Genomic DNA, 17,325 nt, shown 5'->3' on the forward strand with positions numbered 1-17,325 from the left:
CGGACGGCTAGATAGCTGTCCGATCTTCAACCTATAATTTTACGCCAGAACACTCATTACAGTACGTACAGAGTCAGCGGACTTTTGAAGTCCCATTTTCTCGTCTTCGGTTAATTCAAGTTCAATGATTTTTTCGATACCTTCCGCACCCAACACTGTCGGGACACCTAAATAAATACCGTTCATGCCGTATTCGCCTTCTAGAAACGCAATCGATGGTAAGACACGTTTTTGATCTTTCAAAATAGCTTCAGTCATTTCAACCAAGGCAGCAGCTGGCGCGTAATATGCAGAACCATTACCTAATAGATTGACGATTTCAGCTCCACCCTTACGTGTACGCTCTACAATTTCTTCTAAACGACCAGCAGGAATCAAGTTTTCTAAAGGTACACCACCAGCAGTCGAATATCGAACTAGAGGCACCATATCATCTCCGTGACCACCTAAAACGAAGCCTGTTACATCTTTTACTGATAGATTTAATTCTTGTGCGACAAACGTACGGAAACGAGCTGTATCCAGTACACCTGATTGACCAATCACACGTTCTTTAGGGAACCCAGACGCTTTGTATACAGTATATGTCATGGCATCTACTGGATTCGTTAACACAATAATCTTCGTGTTAGGTGAATACTTAACAATTTCAGCTGTTACTGATTTCATGACTTTTTGATTTGTCTGTACTAAGTCGTCACGGCTCATTCCGGGTTTGCGTGCAATACCGGCAGTAATGACCACTACATCAGAATCTTTTGTGTCTTCATAATTGGATGTGCCGATAATACTGGCATCAAATCCTTGAACCGGGCCAGCTTCCAACATGTCTAATGCTTTGCCTTTCGTCGGATTTTCCATAGCTGGAATATCGACGAGGACGACATCACATAGTTCTTTTTGAGCTAAAAGGAATGCAGTTGTTGCTCCAGTAAAACCAGATCCGATAACCGATACTTTTTTACGCTTCAATGACATGTAAAACTCTCCTTTTTCAGAACAAGATAGTAGAAAGAGGGGGATTCTCATCCCCCTCTTTTGTAACGCTTATAGGTTTTTGATTAATTCATCAGCGAATCCAGAAGTGCTTACTTCTGTCGCATTGTCCATTAGACGTGCGAAGTCGTATGTCACTACTTTTGACGCAATTGTTTGCTCGATAGAAGCAGTGATTAGATCAGCCGCTTCAGTCCAGCCAAGGTGTTGAAGCATCATAACACCTGATAGCAATACGGATGAAGGGTTTACTTTATCCAATCCTGCATATTTCGGTGCTGTACCATGAGTTGCTTCAAAGATTGCATGTCCAGACTCGTAGTTAATGTTCGCTCCTGGTGCGATTCCGATTCCGCCTACTTGTGCTGCAAGCGCATCAGAAACGTAGTCACCATTCAAGTTCATTGTAGCTACTACATCGAATTCTTTTGGACGTGTCAGAATTTGTTGCAAGAAGATGTCAGCAATTGCATCTTTTACGATGATTTTGCCAGCTGCTTCTGCATCAGATTGCGCTTTATTAGCAGCATCTGTTCCGTCAGCATCTTTAATGCGGTCATATTCTCTCCATGTGAATACTTTGTCGCCGAATTCTTCTTCAGCTAACTCGTATGCCCAGTTCGCGAATGCGCCTTCTGTGAACTTCATGATGTTTCCTTTGTGTACAATCGTCAAAGATTTACGGCCTTCTTCGATCGTATAGTTCAACGCTGAGCGCACAAGGCGCTTAGTGCCTTCTTCAGAAATTGGTTTGATCCCAAGACCTGAAGTTTCAGGGAAACGAATATTTTTAACACCTAACTCAGTTTGAAGGAAATTAACTAATTTTTTTACTTCGTCAGAACCTTCTTGGTACTCGATACCCGCATAGATATCTTCTGTGTTTTCACGGAAAATAACCATGTCACAATCCTCAGGACGTTTCACGGGTGATGGTACTCCTTCGAAATAACGAACCGGACGCAAGCAAGTGTATAAATCCAGTTCTTGACGCAATGCTACGTTCAATGAACGGAATCCTCCACCAATCGGCGTAGTGAGTGGTCCTTTAATCGCAATCAGATATTCTTTAATTGTGTCAAGAGTTTCTGTTGGAAGCCAGTCACCAGTTTCGTTGAATGCTTTCTCTCCAGCAAGAACTTCTTTCCAATTAATTTTCTTTTTCCCGTCATAAGCCTTTTCAACAGCTGCTTCGATTACGCGTGAAGCCGCATGCCAAATATCCGGACCTGTGCCGTCACCTATAATGAAAGGAATCGTTGCGTGATCTGGGACGTTTAAAACACCGTTAGTTACTGTAATCTTTCCATCGTTAGCCATTATTGATATCCTCCTGATTTCAAAATCAGTGGGCCGGTATACGAGATACCGCCCCACGAATTTACTATTTTTTATCGTTCATTGATTGGAACATACTTTTGCATGCCTGGTCCTACGTACTCTGCACGTGGGCGGATCAAGCGGTTGTTTTCGTATTGCTCCAGAATATGTGCAATCCATCCTGAAAAACGAGAAACTGCAAAAATAGGTGTGAAAATATCATGATCGATGTCTAATGAATGATATACCGAAGCGGAGTAGAAATCAACATTTGGAGGCAATTTCTTTTCTCCAGTGACAATTTCTTCGATTTTTTCGGACATATTGTACCACTTTTCTTCACCGCGAAGAGTAGTCAATCGCTTAGACATTTCACGTAAGTGCTTCGCACGTGGATCACCTTGACGGTATACGCGGTGACCGAAGCCCATGACTTTTTCTTTGTTAGCTAGTTTTTCACGAATATATGGCTCGACTTGATCTTCATCACCGATTTCCATAAGCATATTCATAACTGCTTCGTTTGCACCGCCGTGTAATGGGCCTTTAAGAGCACCAATTGCAGCAGTGACACCAGAATACATATCAGATAGAGTCGCCACACATACGCGCGCTGTGAACGTAGATGCGTTCAATTCATGGTCTGCATGTAGTACAAGTGCTTTATTGAATGCTTCTTCAGCGATATCAGCAGGCTCTTCCCCAGAAAGCATGTAAAGGAAGTTTGCCGCATAGCTTAAACCTTTTTTAGGTGCTACTGGCTCTTGTCCTTTTCTGATCCGTGCGAATGCAGTCACTACAGTAGCCACTTTAGCTTGAAGCTTAACTGCTTTATTGTAGTTTTCTTCTGGTGACATATCTTCCGCTTTTTCATCGTATAATCCTAGAAGCGAGATAGCTGTACGAAGTGCTGCCATTGGGTGCACTTTGTCGATTGGGTACGTTTTGAAGTGATCTAGAACCCCTTGTGGAATTTCTGCATTATCTTCTAATTGCTGTTTCAATTCAGCTAGTTCCTTTTCGTTTGGCAAACGTTTGTGCCAAAGTAGATACACTACTTCTTCGAAACTAGCATTTTCTGCTAAATCATCGATGCCATACCCTACATATGTAAGAGTGTCATCGATAATGGAACTAATTTGAGTTTGTGCTGCCACGATACCTTCCAAACCTTTTGTTGCTGTCATGATATTCGCTCCTTCTTCCCAGTTTAGTCATCTCCCTGAAGCGGAGTGCAGAACGATGACCATCTGCTGTTTATATTTTTATCTAAAACGCTTACAAAGTCCATTATAAGCAACTTAAACGGTTTTGTGAATGGTAAAGATGTTTTTTATTTATTATTACCAGAAAGGAATGGACAAATCCGCATGATATCCATCGAATCCAAGCGCTTCCAAACCTATGCCCGTCAATGGTTGCCGGCTCTACTGATCGTGATTTTCCTCATCGTGATCCCACCTATTGGATTCGCGATTGTTTTCGCCTTCTTCACTGCTCCGCTCATGAATTCTGTAATTGCTCTTACAAAACTGCCGGCCTTTTTAGCTGCTTTAGTCATAATGGGGGTGCTTGCCTCTTTAGTATACACCTTCATATTCCTATCAATCAATGGATTGATTTCTGTCATTTGGACTATGGAAGATCAATTAGGGATCATTATCGAAATGATGGATAGTAAAGGTTGGAATTTGCATGCGGCAGCAGAACAATTTATTCAAATGAGTCATGAGGCGATGGAAGGGATCATCAGTTTACTACAAAAGACTTTCCAACAGATTTTTAGTACATTTTTATTTATTATTGCTTATTTTTTCGCTTTACGAGAAAGTGCTACCAATCGGTTTTGGTTTTTAGTTTACTTTCCTAAAAACTTCAGACAGGTAGCGGGCAGGATTTTTGATAGGTCAAGCCGTTTGATGGGACATTTCTTTTCCGTTCAGATTCGACTATTTTTCATAACATTTATTTTAATGGCGGCCGGTTTCTGGTTGCTTGATTTTGAGTCTTTTTTAACGAAAGCATTTTTGATTTCATTAGTCGATAGTATTCCATTCTTAGGAATCGGTCTGGCATTTTTACCGATGATTGCCTTTTCGTTCTATATTGATGACATGCAATCGGCTATCGGCTTATTAGTTCTATACATTATTTTATTAGTGTGCAGACAGATAATCGAATCACTTTTATGGGCTCATGCTTTTAAATTGCGGACCGTACACTCATTTATCATTACCGCTTGCGCTGTGTATTTATTCGGATTATACGGCATCATGTTTTTACCATTCTTCTTATTTATTGCGTTAAAAGTAAAGGAACATCCTACATTTACATAACTCGGATTTGACCAGAACGTATTTTATTGTAAATCCACTTGACGATAAATGGATACAATATTTTACGCGGACCGCTAAACAACAATAATAATCCTATAATATCCGTAATAAAACCAGGCATGAGTAATAATAAACCACCTAGTAAAATACACACGCTATCGACTAACGCTTTGCCAGGAGTTTCTCTATTGGCCATACGGTACTGTAAGTCACGCCATGCCCGAAGCCCTTGTTTCTTCGCAAGATAAGCGCCACCAATTCCTGTTGCAATAATTATTACTATCGTAGGCATAATCCCAAGTGTTTTGCCGGAAACCATGAGTACTACCAGTTCAGCAGTCGGTACAATGATGAATAATGCCGCTAACCATTTCATATAGTAACCTCCAAAAAAGACCGCTATCTCTTTATGAGAAGCGGTCTATATATTTTTACAATACTTTTGCGTGACCATTATAGATTACGCCGCTTGCTGCATCCATTGTAATGTCACTACCATTCTTAATAACGGATGTAATGTTTTCCGCACCTACTATTACAGGTACGCCAAGACTCAATCCAACCACTGCTGCGTGACTAGTCAATCCACCAATTTCGGTAATGATACCTGCACATCGCTCAAGCGCTGGAAACATATCCCGGTCTGTAGAATGCGTCACAATAATGTCGCCTTCTTTGACTTGTGACAAGGCTTCCTGTGAGTTCTTGATGATCTTTGCTTGACCGAAGGCAACGTTTTTACCGATACCTTGGCCGCGACCGATTAAATCACCGATCACATGTAATTTCATCAAGTTCGTTGTACCCGCTTGTCCAACCGGTACACCTGCTGTGATGATCACTACATCGCCATGCGTTACATATTGATGCTTGACACTTTCTTCGACGGCCTCTTGAAGAATACCATCAATATCCAACGCTTTCTTCCCGATGATTGGATACACACCCCAAGCAAGTGTGAGCTTATTGGAGACGACTTCTGAACGTGTAACCGCAATAATCGGAACACCAGGACGATACTTCGCAATCATAGTAGCTGTATGACCGCTTTCAGTAGGTGCTAAAATTGCTTTTACATTCAAGTTTAGTGCTGTATAAGACGCCGCTTGTCCAATTGCTTCCGTGAGGTTCCCTTCTTTTTCTCTCGTTCTTGTGGAAACGACGGAATGGAAGTCCATGGATTCTTCAGTAGATAACGCAATTTTACACATCACTTTTACGGATTCGACTGGATACATTCCAGCAGCTGTTTCACCTGAAAGCATGACAGCATCTGAACCGTCCAAAATCGCATTGGCCACATCACTTGCCTCTGCACGTGTAGGGCGTGGGTTTCTTTGCATAGAATCCAACATTTGAGTTGCTGTGATAACTGGCTTACCATATTGGTTACATTTATGAATCATCATTTTTTGAACTAATGGAACTTCTTCAGCTGGAATTTCTACTCCTAGATCTCCACGAGCCACCATTAGACCGTCAGATAACTGAAGGATTTCGTCGAGATTGTCGACACCTTCCTGATTTTCAATTTTCGGTACAATATGGATATGTCCACCATTATTATTTTCTAGTAGTTCACGGATTTGAATGACATCAGTTGCGCGACGCACGAAAGAAGCCGCGATAAAATCTACGCCCTGCTCAATACCGAACAAGATATCTTCTTTGTCTTTATCCGTAATTCCAGGCAATTGAACAGAAACGTTCGGAACGTTGACCCCTTTATTATCTTTTAAAGGACCTGCGTTGATCACTTTTGTATGAATTAAGTCTTTGTCCGTATCTTTTCCTGTTACTTCAAGTTCGATCAATCCGTCATCTAAAAGAACAAACGAACCACGGTCGACATCATGAATTAACTTCTCGTACGTAACAGAAAACATTTCAGCAGTACCGAGCACTTCTTTCATCGAGATGTCTACTGCTTGTCCTCGTACTAATTCAATTTGACCATCTTTCATCTTATGTGTCCGAATTTCAGGACCTTTTGTATCAAGTAAGATCCCTACCACTTTTTCTTTTTCAGCTGCCGCTTTTCGAATTCTTTCTATCCGTACTTTATGCTCTTCTTGAGTGCCGTGGGAGAAATTTAGACGTGCTACGTTCATCCCTGCGTCAATCAGCTCTAAAAGCCCTTCATACGACTCACTTGCTGGGCCGATTGTACACACAATTTTTGTCTTTCTCACTACTTATCGCTCCTCTGCGTCATGTCGACTCTGACTAATTAGATAGATAATGTTTCTGCCAAATCCACTAATGACAAGTCCAACTTTTCTCGTTTTATAAAGACTTCTTCTAAGTTATAGTCTACCACTTTATGATTTCTCATACCAACAGCAGAACTTTTCTTTCCAGACAAGAGTGTTTCCACAGCTCTTGCACCGTATTGACTGGCAATTACCCGGTCACGTGCAGATGGCGAACCACCTCGCTGCATATGCCCTAATATGGATACACGAGTTTCGACACCCGCTTCTTTTTTCAATATATCTGCCAGTTGCGTAGCGGACATCATACCTTCAGCCAGTACGATAATACTGTGTTTTTTACCACGACTCGTACTGCTCTTAAGGCGATCAACCACAGCGTTTACATCAAATGGTTTCTCCGGCAGTATAATCGATTCAGCACCACCGCCAAGACCTGCCCATAGCGCTAGATCACCTGCGTCCCGCCCCATTACTTCAATAATAAAAGAACGTTCATGAGATGTTGCAGTATCCCGTATTTTATCGATTGCATCGACTACCGTATTCAATGCCGTATCAAAGCCGATTGTAAATTCCGTTCCCGTAATATCATTATCAATTGTCGCGGGAACACAAGCGCAAGGAACGCCCAATTTTACTAGTTCATTGGCTCCCTTAAATGACCCATCTCCACCAATGACGACTATTCCTTCAATAGCATGGAGTTTGATTTGCTCCATCGCTTTGGCGCGACCTTCTTCTGTCATGAACTCCGGACATCTCGCAGAGCGCAATATGGTACCGCCACGTTGAATGATATCTCCAACCGAACCAAGCTGAAATTGCTCGATTTTGCCGTCAATCAACCCTTGGTACCCATTGAATACACCCGAAACTTCCAATCCTTCAAATAGTGCTTTTCTCACTACCGAACGAATAGCCGCATTCATTCCTGGCGCGTCGCCACCACTCGTTAAGACCGCAATTTTTTTCATGTCGATCCCACCCTTTACTCATTACTTGTATGTACGAGCAAAAGACGCAGTTGCCCGCATCTTTTATTCCGAAAAGACACCTATACTCCGGAATTTAGTATATCGATTATCAATTAATTCTTCTGCTGATAATTCGCATAATGTTTTCAATGATCTTCGTAACGTATTACGCATCTCTACAGACTGTTGGTTTGCATCACGATGTGCTCCGCCTAGTACTTCAGGAATGATCTCATCCACAATATTCATTTCTTTCAAATCGGGTGCAGTGATCTTCATTGCTTCCGCTGCTTGTTTAGCAAGTGAAGGATCCTTCCACAAAATAGACGCTGCTCCTTCAGGAGAAATAACAGAGTAGGTAGAGTTTTCGAGCATATGGATATGGTTGGCTACGCCTAGCGCCAACGCACCTCCACTACCTCCCTCCCCAATCACGATAGAGATGACAGGAACTTTCAACCCGGCCATTTCCACTAGGTTACGAGCAATCGCTTCGCTTTGGCCACGTTGCTCTGCGGCTTTACCAGGATACGCACCTTTTGTATCGATGAAACAAATAATCGGGCGATTGAATTTTTCCGCTTGCTTCATTAGACGAAGCGCTTTGCGGTATCCTTCAGGATGTGGCATACCAAAGTTTCTTTTGACATTTTCTTTCGTGTCTTTGCCACGCTGATGTCCAATGATGGTAATCGGCGTTTCTTCAAATGAAGCAATTCCACCGATGATCGCTTCGTCGTCTCCGAAGTTGCGATCTCCATGAAATTCGATAAAGTCTTCGAACAATCGAGTAATGTAATCCATTGTTGTCGGTCTTTCAGGATGTCGTGCAACTTGCACACGATCCCATGGCTCCATACTCTCATAGATCTCTGTTTCTAACTTAGCTAAACGACTTTTCAAATTGACAATTTCAGATGAAAGATCTACGTCATTGATTGCTGTATATTCTTCAAGCTCATTAATTTTTTCACGCAACTTTACGATAGGTTCTTCAAATGCTAGTGTTTTACTCATACAAGTACGGCCCCCTTTCGTGCGTGAAGCTTCAAGATTTTATTCATCACGTCTGGCATATCATTGCGATGGACTACCGCGTCTAATTGCCCATGATTCAATAAAAATTCCGCTGTCTGGAAATCTTCAGGCAGTTTTTCACGTACCGTTTGCTCAATTACACGACGTCCAGCAAATCCGATCAGCGCTTTAGGTTCTGCTAAGTTAATATCACCAACTGAAGCGAAACTAGCCGATACACCACCTGTTGTTGGGTAGGTCATGATGGAAATATACAATAAGCCTTTATTGGCATGTCTTTCAAGAGCTACACTTACTTTAGCCATTTGCATCAAACTAATGACGCCTTCTTGCATACGGGCACCACCACTCGCAGAAAAGATCATCACGGGAATCCCTAATTCAGTCGCTTTTTCTACAGCTCTCGTGATTTTTTCGCCTACAACTGAGCCCATAGATCCCATACGGAAATGTGCATCCATGACCGCAACAGCCACTTGCGTACCTTGAATCGTTCCGACGCCTGTCAGAACGGCTTCATTCAAGCCCGTTGCTTTCGCATCCGCTTCTACTTTTTCTGTGTAAGAAGGGAAATTAAGCGGGTTCTCTGTTTTCAAATGATCATCCATTGACTCAAAGCTATTGTCGTCAAATAAATGATCAATTCGTTCTTGTGCTGTCATTTTATAGTGATGCTGACAAGATGGACACACTTTACCATTTTTCAATAGGTCCTTTGTCAAAATCACGTGCTTACACTCTGGACACTTCGTCATAATTCCTTCTGGCACATCTGATTTACTTTTGGCAGAAGGCATTGTATGTCGGTCAATTTTTGGTTTCTTTTTAAATAATTCTTTGATACTCATTCCGTTTCCCTTCTTTCTCCCTCAACTTGATTCATCCATTTTTCATAACAAATTAAGGCTTTTTCCGTATTACCGGCCATCATGTCATCCAGCAGTTCATGCACTATAGCTATTTCCTCATCAGCCTCAATGGCTACATCAAAAGAAACACCACTATACTGTTTTAGTAAAAACCAAATTTTCAAAGAGAGTCGGTTTTCAGTAGCGACAATGGTTTCGCGCACCATATCTTCACGCCAAAACACAGACTCTCTGTCTCTCAATTTACTTTGCATGCCTATCCAAACAGGTAGCATGCGCAGTTCTTCATTTTCTGTGATCGTTGTAATAGCTGCTCGCTCATGGATCATCCTAGTTTCAACTACATCTTGGATGGATCGTGCTTGCTGCATAATAAACGTCGAGAGAACTTCCACTAACTGATGTTTTTTGAAATCGGATAGGAACGTTCCTTCGCCTCGCCTCGTTTCAATGAGACCTAGCAATTCCATGCTTCGCAACGCCTCGCGTACTGCAGTTCTACTAACTTGTAGCTTTTCTGCTAGGTGACGTTCAGATGGTAACCTATCGCCATATTCAATTTTCTGTTCGCTAATTAGTGATTGCAGTTCTCCGATAATATCCAAAAAACGCTTGGATGATGATTGTGAATTTTGCATGAGGAGAACTCCTTTTTCATACCTTCAACAGAGTGGTCTGACCACCCTGCATACAAGCATACAAAAAAGTCGGCACTACGTAAAGCAATATCGTGAAATTACAAGTGTTTTTATTTCGTCATTTTTCTTACCGACTGAACGCTCGCTTGCCAAAAAGTCGAAGTTTAGTCCATTGTGACGTAGATTGCGTCACGATGGACTAATGAGAATTGCCTTCATGATTTCTATACCATTTTCATTCTCCTGAGAGACTAAGCGGCAATAATTGGTCTACTATCAATTGAATGGATTGATTTCGAAAATCAATGCTTCCTGAAATTTGAACAAACGCTTGCTCTTTTAAATGGACGCTGATTCGTGCATATTGTTTCGGAAATACGGTACAGGAAATTTCTTCTGTCTCATCCTGTAACGTAAGAAACACCATAGCCTCACCTTTTTTTGTACGAATCCGTCTAATGGACAGGATGATTCCCATACAATGCACTTTGGTGCCTGGACGCAAAGCAAATAGCGATGAAATAGATGGTATTTGACTGGATGCATTTCGCTTTAATTGTTCAACGGGATGCTCAGATAAATAAAATCCTAATGTGTCATGTTCAAAACCAAGCATAGTCATCTGATCCATCGTGCCACCCGGTGTATATTTAGGTTGTGAATTAAATTGAAACTGCTCACTTAACGCATCATCCCCTATGAAAAGTGCATGAGAATGAGCCGCATCTATTGAAGCGAGGAGCACTGAGCGCCTCTGGTTAAAATCGTCAAGCGCACCTGCTTTAATGAGCGGAATGATCGCTTTTTCTGTAAAATGATCGGCTCCAAGGGAGAGGGCCATATCAAACATAGAAGTCCAACTTCCCTTTTCACGCGCAGTAGCTAATTGCTGGTAGAAGGCGAAAGTAACGCCTTTTATAGCGCCTAAACCAAGACGAACCGCATGTCCTTCCACTGTATGTGAATAGCGGCTTTTCGTGACGGAGGGAGGAAGTATCGGAATACCTTTTGCCTTCATTTCACGAATTACTTCCATCATCTTATCTTTACTTCCGATTAAAGAAGATAAAAAGGCTGCGTAGAAATACGTCGGTTCATTGGCTTTAAAGAATGCCAGGCGATAGGAAATCAGTGAATAGGCCACCGCATGGCTTTTTGGGAATCCGTAATCCGCGAATTTAACGATCAAATTATAGACGTTGTTTGCCTTTACTTGATCAAACCCTTTTTGACGCGCTCCGGCAATAAAATGCTGTCTTTCTTCTTCTAGCACTTGCTGATTCTTCTTACTAATGGCTCGTCTTAGAAGATCGGCTTCCGCCATGGTAAAGCCTGCAATATTCACTGCGATTTTCATAATCTGTTCTTGATAAATAATAATGCCATACGTTTCAGCTAGGATAGGTTCGAGCTCCGGTATGTCATAAACAGTCGGCTCTTGTCCGTTTTTCCGTCGGCTGTAAAGTGGGATAAATTCCATTGGGCCCGGACGATACAAGGCGTTGACCGAGTAAATATCTGTAAAGTTATCTGGCTGTATCGTGCGTAATGCACGACGCATGCCCGGTGATTCGAACTGGAAGATCCCTGTGGTATCTCCTGCTTTAAATAGTTTATAAGTCTCTTGATCATTCATCGGTATCTGTTCGAAGTCGATCACTTGCTTTTTACTATAGTGAATCATGGCATGGATTCTATCGAGTAATGTTAAGTTTCGCAAGCCTAGGAAGTCCATTTTCAATAAACCGACTTCTTCTACATCTTTCATCGCCCATTGCGTCAAGAACACTTCATCCGATCCGATTTGCAATGGGACATAATGGACAAGTGGTTTGGCTGCCAGCACAACACCCGCAGCGTGAGTAGACGCATTTCTCGGTAAATCTTCTAAACGTTCCGCGGCTTGTTGCCACACTTCTCTTCGCGGCTCTACTTGAATCCAGTCACGTAATCTCTGGGACTGCCTGACGTTTTCCTTAAACGACTGTCTACTATTCAATTCATTGGACATAAATCGAACTTCTTCAGGTGTGAAATCCAAGACTCTAGCCACGTTTCGAGCGACCGCTTTTGTTGAAAGTGTACCGAATGTGATGATCTGTGCGACATATTGTTTGCCGTATGTGTTTGCCACATAATTGACAACTTCTGTTCGGCGGTGATCCGCGAAATCAATATCTATATCCGGCATGGTCACTCGTTCCGGATTTAGAAAACGTTCAAATAACAATCCATATTGAATCGGATCTACTTCTGTGATACCAAGTGCAAATGCGACTAAAGAGCCTGCTGAAGACCCCCGTCCCGGGCCAACTAGAATCCCTTCCGTTTTTGCATACCGTACATAATCCTCCACTATTAAGAAATAATCTGTAAAGCCCATCTGTTCAATAATTGATAATTCATATCGCAGACGTTCTTCATATTCTTCTGGCAATTCCTGAAAACGTTGTTGCAATCCAGTCCGGCAATTTTCCTCCAACAAATCAATAGGCATTCTGCCGTCTGCTATAGGAAACTTTGGAAGTAGAAAGTCTTCTTTCTGGATAGTTACGTCGCAGGAATTCATAATGTTTTCCGTTGTCTGTAACCATTCAGGGTACTCAGTGAACCAATTTGCAAGCTCTTCTCGTTCAGGCAAAAAAGCTTGTCGATACCGATTAGGCGGTTTGTTTGAATCATTCAGTTTATAGCCTTTGCGTATGGCTGTTGCGACTTCATAAGCTTGGAAATCTTCCTTATGAAGAAAGCGTGTTTCTTGACAAGCCGCTATAGACAATTGACATTCTTCACTCAACTGAATGATCGCTTCTTCGTCAGGATGCGCTCCCCCGCCTGGCCGGCTAATTCCAATAAATGTGGGAGCGCTAGACACTTTTTCCGTCAGTAACTGCAGCACATGTACATTACGTGCGTTCGCCCACGAGGAGTCGGTCATCGCACAGATGATGATACACCCTTCCTGATAGGCATGAAGCCAATTGAGCGGTAAGTTCTCTTCTTCACGTGTCGAAATAGCACTGCTCATTTTCATTAGATTGGAGAAGCCTATTTCGTTTTGTGCATATATGTATAGAAGCACTTCCTGATCGTCGACTTCTACTATAACGGACAAACCTATGACTGGCTGGATGCCGTACTTACGTAACATTTTACTGAATGATCGAACTCCATATAGTTTACTATTGACGATGGCAGCAGAAGAAGCCCCTCTTTTTTGCAAAAGAGGAGCCAATTCGTCTAACTTTACAATTCCACGCAATAAGTCTGCGCCCGTTACGATTTGCGGATACATCAGGTTCATTTCAATCCCTCAGCTCTGCTTAATAGTTTCTGCAAAGTTCTTGCAGTTTGACGATGATTTCATCTACTTCTGTCCATGAATATGCGGAAGCGCCCGAGGCTAATGGATGACCGCCACCATTGTGCTGCATCGCTAATGTATTGATCACAGGACCTTTCGAACGTAGGCGTACACGGATTTGATTGTGCTCTTCTATAAAGATACTCCACGCACAAATTCCTTTCACCTCTCCAAGTGACCCAACTAGTTGGGACGTCTCGGATACTGAGACATCGAATTTCTCCAAAATATCTTGAGTTAATTTAATATACGCTGCACCATTTTCATCGATCGTAAAGTTTTGGTAAATATATCCTTGCAAATGTAGAATTTTTCGATCCATTTCATACATTCCCGCGAACAATTTCGTCCGATCGAATGGTTGCTTGATCAATGAGCTGGCTACTTCAAATGTCTTTTCAGTTGTGCTTGGAAACATGAAACGACCTGTATCTCCTACAATTCCTGCGAATAAAAAGCGTGCAGCTTCCGGAGTTATTTCCCAACCGTATGACGCGTGACCTTCTTCATATATCGTATAGATCATTTCGGAGCAAGAACTCGCGTCTGTATTCACCCATCGCGCATCCCCGTATGGATCTTCGTTAGGATGATGATCGATTTTCAATAAAAAAGCTCCTTTATCGTAAAACGAACCATCAATGCGAGCTGTATTTGCTGTATCGGTCACGATGACAAGCGCATCTTCATAATCTGATTCGGTCACTGTATTCGGTTCCCCTAAATAACTTAGCAGTTCATCGTGCATCCCGGCTGCCAGTACATGCTTTTGTGGATAGTTTTTTTCAATCAGTGCTTTCAACCCCATTTGTGATCCATATGCATCTGGATCCGGTCGGACGTGACGTTGGATAATAATTTTGTCGTATTTTTCAATTGTGTCAATGATTTGTCGTTTCATGTATATTCCCCCAGGTTTCTGTACAAGTATTCGCATTTCCCATTAAAAGCCGCTACAATATATAGTGAACCTCATCACATAGCAGGTTATTTTGTATATAATGGAGGCTTTTTTGATGGAAATGGTTAACTTTCTTTTGGTTTTTGGTATCGTCGCTTCCGGCGTATTCTATTTTGTTTTCAAAACACGACAATTTCGCACAAGCCATATGTTTCCCATTCGTAAAAAGATGTATGCAAGTTTGGCAGGCACAGCACTTGGCGCTCTATTGATTTTCTTCGGAATCAATCAACTGCTCATCTTTGATGGCGCGTTAACATATATCGTGTCAGCTATATTTATTTTATTTGGCGGATACGTTGCCATATTTAACTTTAACGCGCAGAAACATTATAAGCAGTTTGTCGCTGAGGAACGTGAACTAAACAAAGCTGATGTCAATTGACATCAGTTTTTTTATTTCTCAAAAAGTTGGAATGTTCCCATGGCTTTCGCTACCATATCGTCGTTTGATGTCAATTGGATTTCCAGCTTGATGGATCGGCGACTCATGTGAATGATCTTTGATTCTACTGTGACTGACGCGCCAAGCTGCACTTGTTTGATGAAATAAATCGTCACGTTCTCTGGCATACTTTCGCCTCGTTTTTGAAGCTTGATCATACGACTTCCTGCTTCTGTCAGAATCGTTAGCATGGCTCCGTAAGACAATGAACCGAATTGATTGGTCATTTGTGGGACAACGGAGAATTCGATTTTTTCAGGTGAATTTGTAATAGCTTTCATTTGGTTCTTGACGATGTCATCAATGGTTTCTCCTTGTTGCGGTTGACGTTGCGTCATTTGCAATGCTTTTAGGACATCTTGGCGACTGATGATCCCTTCAAGAATTCCAGCTTCATTCACGACAGGCATTAAATCAATACCTTCCCAAATCATGCTGTGCCCTGCTGATGCCACACTCATTTTTCCGTTTACCGTGATCGGTCCAGGCGTCATGACTTTCCCGACAGTGTGTACGTCTGGATTGCTGACAACATCGCGGGATGTGATAATCCCTACTAACGTGCCGTCAGATTTCACCACAGGATAGGCTGAGTGAGATGTTTGGTGATTCACTTCGTAAAATTGATCGACGGAGTCTTCAGGAGATAATGTCACTGCTCTTGCCAATGGCGTCAAAATATCCTCTACTAATAGAATCTCTTTTTCAATCAACTGATCATAAATCGCTCGGTTCAACATAGTTGCCACTGTGAACGTATCATAACTCGTTGAAATAACAGGCAAGTTCATCTCGTCTGCCAGCCGCTTCACTTCATCGGTTGCATCGAAGCCACCCGTCACGAGGACAGCAGCCCCCGCTTTAATCGCAATTTCATGTGCTTTTAAACGATTTCCTACGATTAACAGACTGCCCGCATCGATATACCGGATCATATCCTCCAGTTGCATGGCCCCGACTACAAATTTCGTTAATGTTTTATGTAAGCCATCACGACCACCTAGCACGACACCGTCTACAATGTTAATGACTTCTGCGAATGTCAATCGCTCAATATTTTCTTTTTTCTTTTTTTCGATTCGAATTGTACCTACACGTTCAATAGTATTCACCAATTTTTGATTTTCCGCTTCTTTTATTGCGCGGTAAGCAGTTCCGTCACTGACTTCTAATGCTTTCGCAACTTGGCGGACAGAGATCTTTTCTCCTACGGCCAAGCTTTCGATATAGCGCAAAATCTGCTCGTGTTTAGTTGACATGATTTCACCTTTTTCTTCGACCTGATTTAAGGTTTCAGCTTTTTGATAATCATACCATAAAACCAACAAAAAAACGGTCTAAGACGTGAACAATACGCCCTAGACCGTGATTATTTGATTTATCGTTTACAAGTCAATCGATTCCCCTGGTTCCATTATTTTCACTTCATGATTTTTCACAAGTGACCTGAAGTCTTCAGGATCCAATTCGATTGGTGGGAATGTATTGAAGTGGATAGGAACGGTGAGCTTTGGTTTCAACAATTCGACTGCTTTTGCGGCATCTTTAGGACCCATCGTGAAATTATCGCCAATCGGCAAGAACGCTACATCAATACCTTCTTCCCCATATAGTTTCATATCACTAAATAGCGAAGTATCTCCTGCGTGATAAATTACTTGATCTTCGATAGTCAATAGTAAACCCGCGGGCATACCGGTGTAAATGATTTCATTATCTTCCGTTGTATAAGAAGAACTATGGAATGCTTGTGTATATTTTACGGTACCGAAATCAAATTCTTTGGCTCCGCCAATGTTCATTCCATGTGTATTCAAGCCTTGGAATCCAAGGTATACAGCCAATTCATTAGGGGCTACGACTAGAATATCTTCTCTTTTCGCAATTTCCATTGTATCGCCTACATGGTCATTATGTCCATGTGTCAGCAATATCACGTCTGGCTTTTCCTCTTCCGCTTTTAGATCCGTTAATTTATTACCTGTAATGAAAGGATCGATTAAAATCGTCTTTCCATTCGTCTCAATTTTCACGATCGAATGACCATGGTATGAAATCTTCACAACGATCACACTCCTCATTTTAATTACTTACTCTCTCTTATACCTTCTACATAAAAGCGTAAAACCCTCTTATTTGTTATACTATTTAAAATAGAGGAGGTAATA

At 41.9% G+C, this 17,325-nt stretch carries 15 protein-coding genes; 2 read left to right on the forward strand and 13 right to left on the reverse strand.

Annotation, left to right across the window (positions count from 1 at the left end; translation table 11 throughout):
* Positions 1-39: 39 nt before the first annotated feature.
* The 3 genes from mdh to citZ all read right to left on the reverse strand — a co-directional run bounded on the left by mdh (position 40) and on the right by citZ (position 3,503).
* Positions 40-978 (reverse strand): malate dehydrogenase, encoded by a 939-nt coding sequence (mdh, locus tag SporoP17a_RS03020; protein WP_083032244.1) that lies wholly within the window; start codon positions 976-978, stop codon positions 40-42.
* 69 nt (positions 979-1,047) lie between these two features.
* Complete coding sequence (gene icd, locus SporoP17a_RS03025) at positions 1,048-2,316, reverse strand: NADP-dependent isocitrate dehydrogenase (RefSeq protein WP_083032247.1); 1,269 nt, start codon at positions 2,314-2,316, stop codon at positions 1,048-1,050.
* A gap of 71 nt (positions 2,317-2,387) precedes the next feature.
* Positions 2,388-3,503, reverse strand: coding sequence for a citrate synthase (citZ, locus tag SporoP17a_RS03030; RefSeq protein WP_083032250.1), 1,116 nt, complete (start codon positions 3,501-3,503; stop codon positions 2,388-2,390).
* A 45-nt stretch (positions 3,504-3,548) separates the two neighbouring features.
* On the opposite strand from citZ, the gene SporoP17a_RS03035 reads away from it, so the two are divergent.
* A complete protein-coding gene (locus SporoP17a_RS03035) occupies positions 3,549-4,652 on the forward strand; it encodes an AI-2E family transporter (RefSeq protein ID WP_156890515.1) in 1,104 nt (367 codons plus the stop codon).
* On the opposite strand, the gene SporoP17a_RS03040 is transcribed toward SporoP17a_RS03035, so the two are convergent.
* The 8 genes from SporoP17a_RS03040 to SporoP17a_RS03075 all read right to left on the reverse strand — a co-directional run bounded on the left by SporoP17a_RS03040 (position 4,645) and on the right by SporoP17a_RS03075 (position 14,652).
* Positions 4,645-5,028 carry an FxsA family protein gene (locus tag SporoP17a_RS03040; RefSeq protein WP_083032256.1) on the reverse strand — a complete coding sequence of 128 codons (384 nt, stop codon included), beginning with the start codon at positions 5,026-5,028 and terminating at the stop codon, positions 4,645-4,647. The genes SporoP17a_RS03035 and SporoP17a_RS03040 overlap by 8 nt on opposite strands.
* A 55-nt stretch (positions 5,029-5,083) precedes the next feature.
* On the reverse strand, positions 5,084-6,844 hold the full coding sequence (gene pyk / locus SporoP17a_RS03045) for a pyruvate kinase (protein ID WP_083032259.1): 1,761 nt from the start codon (positions 6,842-6,844) through the stop codon (positions 5,084-5,086).
* A gap of 38 nt (positions 6,845-6,882) precedes the next feature.
* Positions 6,883-7,842, reverse strand: coding sequence for a 6-phosphofructokinase (gene pfkA / locus SporoP17a_RS03050; RefSeq protein ID WP_083032262.1), 960 nt, complete (start codon positions 7,840-7,842; stop codon positions 6,883-6,885).
* Between the two features lie 63 nt (positions 7,843-7,905).
* A complete protein-coding gene (gene accA, locus SporoP17a_RS03055; RefSeq protein WP_083032265.1) occupies positions 7,906-8,859 on the reverse strand; it encodes an acetyl-CoA carboxylase carboxyl transferase subunit alpha in 954 nt (317 codons plus the stop codon).
* Complete coding sequence (accD, locus tag SporoP17a_RS03060; protein ID WP_237262415.1) at positions 8,856-9,677, reverse strand: acetyl-CoA carboxylase, carboxyltransferase subunit beta; 822 nt, start codon at positions 9,675-9,677, stop codon at positions 8,856-8,858. The genes accA and accD overlap by 4 nt, the downstream gene beginning before the upstream one ends.
* Positions 9,678-9,724: 47 nt before the next feature.
* Entirely contained in the window at positions 9,725-10,387 is a 663-nt protein-coding gene (locus SporoP17a_RS03065; RefSeq protein ID WP_083032271.1) for a FadR/GntR family transcriptional regulator, read from the reverse strand.
* Between the two features lie 235 nt (positions 10,388-10,622).
* The gene (locus tag SporoP17a_RS03070) at positions 10,623-13,691 is read right to left on the reverse strand and encodes a DNA polymerase III subunit alpha (protein ID WP_083032274.1); all 3,069 of its coding nucleotides are present in this window, start codon (positions 13,689-13,691) and stop codon (positions 10,623-10,625) included.
* 19 nt (positions 13,692-13,710) lie between these two features.
* Positions 13,711-14,652, reverse strand: coding sequence for a DHH family phosphoesterase (locus SporoP17a_RS03075; protein ID WP_083032277.1), 942 nt, complete (start codon positions 14,650-14,652; stop codon positions 13,711-13,713).
* Positions 14,653-14,767: 115 nt separating this feature from the next.
* Here SporoP17a_RS03075 and SporoP17a_RS03080 point away from each other — a divergent pair, with 115 nt between their 5' ends.
* Positions 14,768-15,097, forward strand: a complete 330-nt coding sequence (locus tag SporoP17a_RS03080; RefSeq protein WP_237262368.1) for a YtpI family protein — start codon at positions 14,768-14,770, stop codon at positions 15,095-15,097.
* Positions 15,098-15,108: 11 nt separating this feature from the next.
* Here SporoP17a_RS03080 and SporoP17a_RS03085 read toward each other — a convergent pair whose 3' ends face one another.
* Positions 15,109-16,416, reverse strand: coding sequence for a DRTGG domain-containing protein (locus SporoP17a_RS03085; protein ID WP_083035867.1), 1,308 nt, complete (start codon positions 16,414-16,416; stop codon positions 15,109-15,111).
* Between the two features lie 126 nt (positions 16,417-16,542).
* A complete protein-coding gene (locus SporoP17a_RS03090) occupies positions 16,543-17,220 on the reverse strand; it encodes a metal-dependent hydrolase (RefSeq protein ID WP_083032280.1) in 678 nt (225 codons plus the stop codon).
* Between the last annotated feature and the right edge of the window lie 105 nt (positions 17,221-17,325).

It is taken from the genome of Sporosarcina ureae (genome assembly GCF_002082015.1).
Taxonomy (GTDB): Bacteria; Bacillota; Bacilli; order Bacillales_A; family Planococcaceae; genus Sporosarcina; species Sporosarcina ureae_A.